8 protein-coding genes are annotated in these 7,099 nt (G+C 67.2%); all 8 read right to left on the bottom strand.

From position 1 onward, the window contains the following. Positions 1 to 250: 250 nt before the first annotated feature. Positions 251 to 754 (bottom strand): MarR family transcriptional regulator, encoded by a 504-nt coding sequence (locus ACRDUX_RS33695; protein WP_526420681.1) that lies wholly within the window; start codon positions 752 to 754, stop codon positions 251 to 253. Positions 755 to 812: 58 nt separating this feature from the next. After that, positions 813 to 1,838 (bottom strand): pyridoxal phosphate-dependent aminotransferase, encoded by a 1,026-nt coding sequence (locus ACRDUX_RS33690; RefSeq protein ID WP_526420679.1) that lies wholly within the window; start codon positions 1,836 to 1,838, stop codon positions 813 to 815. Further along, on the bottom strand, positions 1,835 to 2,860 hold the full coding sequence (locus ACRDUX_RS33685; RefSeq protein ID WP_526420677.1) for a 3-oxoacyl-ACP synthase III family protein: 1,026 nt from the start codon (positions 2,858 to 2,860) through the stop codon (positions 1,835 to 1,837). Before ACRDUX_RS33685 ends, ACRDUX_RS33690 begins: the two co-directional genes overlap by 4 nt. A 7-nt stretch (positions 2,861 to 2,867) precedes the next feature. After that, on the bottom strand, positions 2,868 to 3,533 hold the full coding sequence (locus ACRDUX_RS33680) for a DUF8713 domain-containing protein (RefSeq protein ID WP_526420675.1): 666 nt from the start codon (positions 3,531 to 3,533) through the stop codon (positions 2,868 to 2,870). Then, positions 3,514 to 5,235: a thiamine pyrophosphate-binding protein gene (locus ACRDUX_RS33675; RefSeq protein ID WP_526420673.1), complete on the bottom strand. Its 1,722-nt coding sequence runs from the start codon at positions 5,233 to 5,235 to the stop codon at positions 3,514 to 3,516. Before ACRDUX_RS33675 ends, ACRDUX_RS33680 begins: the two co-directional genes overlap by 20 nt. 71 nt (positions 5,236 to 5,306) lie before the next feature. Then, the gene (locus ACRDUX_RS33670; protein ID WP_526420671.1) at positions 5,307 to 6,047 is read right to left on the bottom strand and encodes an anti-sigma factor family protein; all 741 of its coding nucleotides are present in this window, start codon (positions 6,045 to 6,047) and stop codon (positions 5,307 to 5,309) included. Further along, a complete protein-coding gene (locus ACRDUX_RS33665) occupies positions 6,044 to 6,559 on the bottom strand; it encodes an RNA polymerase sigma factor (protein ID WP_526420670.1) in 516 nt (171 codons plus the stop codon). The genes ACRDUX_RS33670 and ACRDUX_RS33665 overlap by 4 nt, the downstream gene beginning before the upstream one ends. Positions 6,560 to 6,692: 133 nt before the next feature. Continuing rightward, the coding region (locus ACRDUX_RS33660; protein ID WP_526420668.1) for a M24 family metallopeptidase at positions 6,693 to 7,099 on the bottom strand (407 nt) is incomplete at its 5' end.

Genomic DNA, 7,099 nt, shown 5'->3' with positions numbered 1-7,099 from the left:
GCGCAGGGCTTCCCCGGCGCGGTCGAGATGGGGAACATGTTCCAGTACTACGCGGAGAACTCCGCGCGCTTCACCGGCGATCGGGATCTGGCCGTCGTGCGCCAGCTCAATCCGGCTCTGCAGTCGTTCCGTGAGTGGCTTGCCTTGCCCGAGAACCAGGTTCGAGTCCAATAACGCGCGAAATAGCATTCCCTGTCGTTAATCCGCGGTCTTGACGACAGGGAATGCTATTTCGGCGGTATCAGGACCGCTAGAAGTCGCCGGCCCGGCGGCGGAGCGTCTCGATCGACGCCGCCAGGGCCGTCGACTCGGTGGCGGAGATCCCGATGTCGGCGAACACCTCGTCGTTGAGCGTGACCGTGGCATCCTCGACAGTCGAGCGGCCCAGGTCGGTCAGTTGGACGAGGGTGGTGCGCCCATCGGTCGGGTGTGGGATCCGTTCGACCAGACCGTCACTCTCCAAGCGCCGGATCGCGTGCGTGACGCTGGTGACGTGGACCTGCAAGCGGTCGGAGGCCTTGGTGATCGGCAACGCGCCTGAACTGCTGAACGCCAGCAGCCGGAGCAGTTCGTACCGCGAGAAGCTCAGGTCATACGGGCGCAAGGCCGTCTCGACGCGAGCCAGCAGGATCTGGTGCGCACGCATCACCGACGTGACGGCGACCATGCCGTCGGCCACCCCGCCCCACCCCGACCGCTCCCAATTGGCGCGTGCCAGGGCGATGGGATCACGCTCGGCGGGTTCAGAGGACACGCCCCTTCTTACCGCACCCGACGTCGGGGGCGAGGGAACTCAGCCCAGCCGCGGTGTGTCAGTTCTGTGCCACCACCGAAAGCACTGCGCGCGACGATTGCCGGTTGCCGACGGAGATGCGCACGCCGCCATCGGCGTAGCCACGCACGCGCAGACCCGTGTCCGCGAAGACATCGGACCACGGCCGTGCGCCGGCGGGCAGGTAGACGAAGTTGGCGCGACTATCCGTGCTGTACACCCCCATCGCGGCGAGCCGGGACCGAAGGTAACGCCCCTCTGCATTGATCGCCCGGATGCGTTGCTGCAGTTCAGCTTCCGCATCGTAGGAGGCAGCGACACCGACAAGCCCCGTGGACCCGACGCCGAACGGCAGCTGCATGGTCCACAACCGCCGCGCCAGGTCGGACGCGCAGAATCCGTATCCGATGCGCAGTCCCGCCAGCCCGTAGGCCTTCGAGAACGTGCGCAGCACCACGACATTGGGGAATCGCGCCACCAACGCGGGAGCGTCGATCCGTTGCTCGGGTACCAGGAACTCCACATAGGCTTCGTCGAGCACCACCACCGTATCCGAGGGCACGCGGCGCAGGAACCGCTCGACGTCGGCGGCGGATTCGATGGTGCCGGTCGGATTGTGGGGGCGGCACAGCACGACCACGCGCGCGCGTGCGGCGGCGTCGGCCATGGCGTCGAGGTCGTGGTGGCCGTGCCGGTCGAGCGGAACGGTGACCGAGCGGAGTCGGGCCATCTCGGCGAAGATCGGATATCCGTCGAACGTCGGCGACGTCATCACCATGGTGTCTCCGGGGCTGGTGACGGCGTGCAGCACCTGCACCACCACCCCGGTGGCCCCTGCGCCGATGACCACCTGGTCATCGCGCACGCCAACCCGGCCCGCGATCAGTGAGCGCAGCCGATCGGGCAGAAACTCCGGATAGCGGTTGGCGGTGTCGAGCGACGCGGCCAACGCCGAACACACCGACGGCAGCGGTGGGAATGGATTCTCGTTGAGTGACAACGCGAATGGGTTCACGGCGGGCGCGAGCGCTTCGATGGCATCGGTGAGCGCGAGGTGCATCGTCATCCGGTGCGACCTCCCCACTTGACGGCGGCGGCCCCCGCGAAGTCACCGGCGTGCGCGAACGCCGCCATCATCACGATGTCGCCGGTCTTCACCTGCCCCTCTGTGATCGCCCGGTCGAGGTTCACCGGAATGCCCGCGGCGAACAGATTGCCGCACTCATCAAAGGTGTCCCGATGCCGTTCGGCGGGCAACTCCAGCGCCTCGCGCCAGTTGCGCAGGAAGACCCGGTTCGGCTGGTTGGTGACCAGCAGGTCGAGATCTCTGGGCTTCATGCCGATCCGGTCGCACACTGCGTACGCAATCTCGGGCACCTGCCGGTTGCCCCGCGCCAACACCTTGGTGATCTTGCTCTCGGTGAATCCGATACAGCCCTCGCCAGGGCCCGCCTGCCACCACTTTCGGGGTGGGTCGACGGCGAGCGTCATGTCACCCGCATACTCGCCGTAGGTGCGGCACTCGACGTCGAGGATCGGCGAGGCGTCGGACAGGGTGACCAGCCCGACTGCCGCCCCATCCCCTGGCACCGCCGCCTGCGCCTTGCGCCGGATGGTCGGCTGATCGAAGGCCGTTCCCGCCGAATTCTGCGCGACGGCGACCAGCGCGGTGCGACCTTCACCGGACGCCAGCAGACGACGCGCCAGCTTCAGACCGAGCACGAACGCCGCACATCCGCCGTTGTGCAGGTCGATCACCCAATTCGGTTTCATGCCAAGGCGATGCGCCATTCCCCCGCCCCCACCGTAGAACGGCATGTCCGGCATCTGGGTGTGGGTGATCAGCACGTCGACTCCTGCCAAGGCGTCAGCGCCATGCCGCTCCACCAACCCGGCCGCAGCCCGCTCGACCATGTCGATCGCCGTCTCGTCTGACGCGACGTGGTGGCGGAACTTCGGGGCACGGAACATGAGGTTGTCGCGCAGATCGTCGGAATCGGCGAACTGGGCGTAATAGTCGGCGCCAATCGGCTTGCCGGGCAGGTACGTCGAGACGTCGATCAAGCTGACGGACTTCGATGCGTTCACTAGGTTCTCATCCCATCCAGGCCGGGGTGACCGGCAGACCATTGCGGTGCCGGTATTCGGCAATCGCCTTGAGGTTCTTCAGTTCCAGCTCGTGGCCTGCGCCAAACATGTCCCAGAAATCGCCGACCCATACCGGTCGTTGCGCCGGCGCGGTGTCCGGATAGGGGTTGTGGTCGTAGAACGGGTGATGGCAGTTGGTCCACAGCACCACCGAGCCGGGCTTGTCGAACACCACCTGGGCGTCCACGACGCGCATCAGATAGACCATCCAGAGATGCCTGCCCTGGTCCCATGCGCAGTGGTAGTCGACGGTCCTGGCAGCGCGGTTGGCGACGGTGCGCGTGTAGATCTCGGTCTCCGAACCCAGCCGGTCGTAGGCCAGCCACAGCCCCGGCTCGTCGGTGGGCGTGAAACCCCGCAGGCTGTAGGTCCACTCCTCGAGACTGCGTGTGTCGGAGAGGTATTCGAACAGTTCGTCGGGTGGACAGTCGACGTAATCGTTGACGGTGCAGTACTCGCCGAAGACCTGGTCGTGCGGGTACACCGAGCGCATCATCTCCATGATGATCGGCGTGGCCTTCTCCCTTGGCGCAGTCTCGATCCGGACGACCCCGTCGATGGGTTCCTCGTTGCCGGTGTGGGCGGTTATGTCGTCAAGCGCGGGCAGCGACATCGTGAATCATCTCCTTGTTGGAACCAATGACGTCGAACGAACGATGTTGGGTGGCACCGAGAAACGGTGCGAACGGGGGTATTTCGTCTGCGGAGCATTCGACGCTCACCACCGCTGGCCCGTCGTGGGACAACGCGGCGCCCAGCGCCCCCGACAATTGGCCGACGTCGGTGACGTCGACGGATGGCAGCCCGGGGAACATCGCGGCCAGGCCCGCACCGAGGCGGCTCGGCGTGAACCGGTTGTAGGAGTACCTGTCGCCGTAGAACAACTGCTCGCGGGTGACGCACATGGCGTGGGCGTTGTTGTTGAACAGCACCACCGTCACCGGCAGGCCGTACTGGATGGCGGTGTGAAGTTCCATGCCGTGCATGAAGAACGAGCCGTCACCCGCGACGATGACGGTCCGCCGTTTCCTCGCGAAGGCCATCCCGATACCGGCGCCGAAGCTGTAGCCCATGCCGCCCATGCCGAGCGCCACGACGAATCGCCCCGCGCGGCGTACCGGAAGGTGGTGAATCGCAGACGCTCCGGTGTTGCCCGCGTCGACCACGACGTCGACGCCGTCGGGCAGTGCCGCGTCCAACACGCTCATCGCGTCGCGGTACCGGATGCCGTCACCGCGGTGGATGGGCGGCACCAACTCGGTGTGCGGCATCGCATCGTGAACGCGTACTCCACGCGGCCTGCCGTGGCCGGTCAACGACCGGGTCAGTTGCGATAACGACGCGCGCAGATCGTTGGTGTGGACGTGGGTACACGGCAGATGGGGCGGCGCCGACCCGATCGACAGCGTCCGCACCCCCGTCAGCGAATCATCGAGGCCGGCCCGAGCCGTCATCGACAGTCGGGTGCCCACGACCAGGCACAGCGCGCTGTTGCGGACGGCCTCTGCGACGCTCGGGTGGCCCATCACCCCGGTCACACCGAGCGACGACGATGCGCCAAGGCCCGGCGATCCGCTGACGTCCTTGGCGTCTGGCACGGTCGCCACCCACGCCCGCAGCGCGGCGCGCAGTTCCTCGAGTTCGGCGCGTGCATCGTCGCGGGCAACCTGCTCGCCCGCGATGATGGTGACCGGCCCAAGCGCGCGCCGCAATGCCTGGGCGATCGGACGCGGATCCCCAGGCCGGGACTGCGGAAAGTCGTCGGGTAGGGCGGTTCCGTCCACGTCGATGACTGCCTGCTGAATGTCCTTGGGCAGCAGCAGCACCGCAGGTCCCCCGGCGCGGGCGGCTGCGATCGCCTCGGGCAGCGCGGTAATCACGTCCGCGGGCGTCAGCAGCCGTCGGCAGTACACCGACACCGCAGAGAACAGCGCAAGGGCGTCGATGGAACCGCCATGACCGCTGGTGTCCTGGAAGCTGCCCCGGCCGTCCAGAGTGGTGGGCGGTTGACCGACCAGCGCCAGCACGGGGATTCCACTGGTGAACGACTCAGCCAGTCCCGCAATCAGATTCATCGATCCACCGCCGGAGGTCGCCGCCACCACCCCGAGGTCGGCAGTGGCCCGACTGAATCCGTCCGCCATGGTCGCCGCCGAGAACTCGTGTTTGGCCAGTACGGCGGTGATCCCGTCGCAGAAGTGCGCGGCGTCGTAGAGATCCTCGATGTTGGCGCCGTCCACGCCGAAGACGTGGCTCGTGCCACGAGCGGCGAGGCTGCCGACCACGTGGTCGACCACCCGGTGCTTGCTGATCATTGCTCACCTGCCTTTGAACCCCTGCATGTGACACGACTCGCGTGGCACCACGGTTCACTGCGTGCGCGAAGTCACAGCTGGCGTTCGAGCAAAACCTTCCCGGAATCCACCGAAACCACTTGCACGGCAGCGATATCCGATGCCGCGACGGGTGTGTTCCCGCTCGGCAGCGCGGTTGCACCGGACATGCCCAGCCACGTCGCGATCTGCGTGTGGCTGCCGTCACGGCCGACAACCACCATGCCGAGGTTGCTCGGCGGAGGAACTTCGCCGCTCGACCATTGGCCGTACGTGCAGGCCATGTCGATGCGGGTGCCCCAGGCGAAGCTGCTCAACGAGATGCTGGCGCTGAACGGGGTGTCCACCAGCTTGTCCATCGCCAGTTGCTGCGCCGTCGCCTGCTCGGTACCGCTCTGCAGGCCCACGATGCCGGGCCGCACGGCGATCACCAACCCTACGGCCAGCAGCGCGGCGGCCAGTCCAACGGCTGCCGACGTCAGCAACCGCGCCCGTCGCCTGCGCCAGCGCACCTTGTCAAGCACGGACTTCATCACTTCGGGCCGCAGCGGCGGAGGCTCGGGCTGTTCCTCTTCAAGCGCGCGGACGTCGTCCACGTCGAGCATCGCCAGCAGTGCAGGTATGCCGCTGATGTCCGCGACCGCCGCCCGGCAGCGGTCGCACGTCTCCAGGTGCGCTTCGAATTCGCGGCGTTCGCTGCTCGACAGGGAGCCGAGCACGTATGCCGCATCCCACGTCGCAAAACGGTCACCGTCGACCGCCTCGAGACCGTGGCGTCCTTCAGATTGCGTCATCGTGTCACCCCCAATTCCTGCAGCGAGAGCCGCAGCGCTCGCACCGCGTAGTGCAGCCGGGACTTCACCGTGCCCTCTGCGATCTGCAGATCCGCCGCGGTCTGCGCGACGCTCCAGCCTTGGTAGTACGAGCGCAGGATCACCGCCCGGTGATCCTCGGACAGCTGGCTCAACGCCGTGCCGAGCAGGAGCTTGTCCAAGGCGTTGTCGACTTCGTCCGGCCCGGGGCGGTCGGCGATCGCCTCGACGTCGGCGGTTCCGGATTCGTTGCGAAATCTCGCGCTGCGTCGCTCGTCGATGATCAGGTTGCGGGCCACGGTGAACAGCCACGCCCTGGCGGACCGCTCGGCGTCTTCGGTGACCTCGGGGTGCCGCCAGGCCCGCAACAGCGTCTCCTGGACGACGTCCTCGGCGCGAGCCTGATCGCCTGTCAGCCGGAGCGCGTAACGCCACAGTGCGGCGGCGTGCTCGTCGTAGAGAACCCGCATCATCGCGGCCTCCGGATCGTCCATTCCCCAACCCTCCCGACAGTTAATACGCAGCGGACGGTCGCGAAGTTCAGTTAAATCGCTGTACACGGCCCACGCGCACCACTTGACAGTTTCCGGTCGGCGCCTGTGAGTTGCCTGCGAGCGACCTGTCGCCTCAGAGGGTCAGGATGCGAGGGCCGTCATCGGTGGCGGCGACGGTGTGCTCCCAGTGCGCGGCCCGGGTGCCGTCCGCGGTGACGACGGTCCACTCGTCTTCCAGCACGACGGTCTTCGTCGTGCCCAGCGTCAGCATCGGCTCGATCGCCAGCACGGAGCCGACCGCCAGCTGCGGCCCGCGCCCCGGCGCGCCCTCGTTGGGAAGGAAGGGGTCCATGTGCATGCTTCTGCCGATGCCATGCCCGCCGTAGCCTGCGACGATGCCGTACTTGCGGGCGTGGCGCGCCTCGGCGGCGTGCGTCTCGGTCTCGATGGCGTGGGACACGTCGGTGAGCCTGTTGCCCGGCACCATGGCGGCGATGCCCGCCTCCATGGCCGAGCGGGTGGCCTCGGACAGCGCCTCAT

It is taken from the genome of Mycobacterium sp. (assembly GCF_050701675.1).
Taxonomy (GTDB): Bacteria; Actinomycetota; Actinomycetes; order Mycobacteriales; family Mycobacteriaceae; genus Mycobacterium.
Note: the sequence above shows the minus strand (reverse complement) of the source record. Positions and strands in the feature narration are given on the sequence as shown.